General features: G+C 60.4%; 2 protein-coding genes. Both read left to right on the top strand.

Going from position 1 to position 1,236, the window contains the following annotated elements; all coding sequences use genetic code 11:
- A partial coding sequence (locus tag ACXJ7R_RS33395; RefSeq protein WP_457155518.1) for a DUF721 domain-containing protein occupies positions 1-255 on the top strand: 255 nt, incomplete at its 5' end.
- A 142-nt stretch (positions 256-397) separates the two neighbouring features.
- A complete protein-coding gene (locus ACXJ7R_RS33390; protein ID WP_095091955.1) occupies positions 398-1,141 on the top strand; it encodes a DsbA family protein in 744 nt (247 codons plus the stop codon).
- Positions 1,142-1,236 lie beyond the last annotated feature (95 nt).

Here is a 1,236-nt window from a genome sequence, read left to right as displayed (position 1 = left end):
CTGCACCTGCAGCACGAGACCGGCGAGATCATCAACCGGGTCAACGCTTTCCTCGGTTTCACCGCCATCAGCCGGATCAGGATCCTGCAGAAGCCGATGACAGCGGACCAAGGAAAGCGCAAACCGACCTTCAGGCCGCTGACCGCGGCCGAGAAAACGAAACTGTCCTCGACCGTCGGCCTGGTCGACGATGATGGGCTGCGCGCCTCGCTGGAAAGGCTCGGCGCCACCATTCTGGGCGAAAGGAAGTCATAGATTTGTCGTCAATATCTCGCATTCGTGATCGCCCCTGTCAGGTTTGGCGATTGGATTGGGGATGGAGATGCCTTAATTCGCGCCAACTCTCGCTTTTTCGTGCCTTTGCATTGCAAAATCCAACTCTTGTCAGGTGATTCGTATGAACCGTCCCCCGTTTGGCCAAAGCTTGTCTCGCAGAAACGTCCTGACTTCGCTGGCCGCCATTCCGGCGGTCGCCCTGCTCGCCGCCTGCAGCGACTCTGACGAGCAAGCCAAGGCGGCGGATGTAAAGCCCGCGGACCCGGCCGCGCCTGCGAAGCCGGCCACGCCGGCCGCCGCGACTGCACCGGAAGCCCAGGGCACCGTGGATATGGCGGAACTGCTGAAGCCGGGTGCGCTGCCCGACAAGCAGCTTGGCAAGGACGACGCCAAGGTGACCATCGTCGAATACGCCTCGATGACCTGCCCGCATTGCGCGCATTTCGCCGAGACCACTTTTCCGGACCTGAAGACCAAGTACATCGACACCGGCAAGGCCCGCTACATCCTGCGCGAATTTCCGTTCGATCCGAGCGCCGAAGCCGGATTCATGCTGGCGCGCTGCGCCAAGGATAACTATTTCCCGATGGTGGACGTGCTGTTCAGGCAGCAGGCGAACTGGGTTGGAGTACCCAATACCAAGGATGCGCTGCTGCAGATCTCCAAGCTGGCCGGTTTTACACAGGAGTCCTTCGAGGCCTGCTTGACGGACCAGAAACTTCTGGACGATGTGAGATCGGTCCAGAAGCGCGGCGCCAATGAATTCAAGGTCGACTCGACACCGACCTTCTTCATCAACGGTAAGACCTACAAGGGGGCGATGTCGATTGCGGAAATGTCGGCCATCATCGACCCTCTGCTCTGACGCTCAGGCAGCATCGAAACGGCCGCGCCCGACGCCGGTCGCCCATTTGCCTTGCCGTGGAAACCGCGGCACACTTTTGCGCGGCACACTTTTGC

The organism is Mesorhizobium sp. P5_C1 (assembly GCF_054049815.1).
This window is presented reverse-complemented; position numbering and strand designations above follow the sequence as displayed.

Coding starts and splice junctions, on each gene's coding strand:
- ACXJ7R_RS33390 (WP_095091955.1), top strand. CDS start 398: ATGAACCGTCCCCCGTTTGGCCAAAGCTTGTCTCGCAGAAACGTCCTG.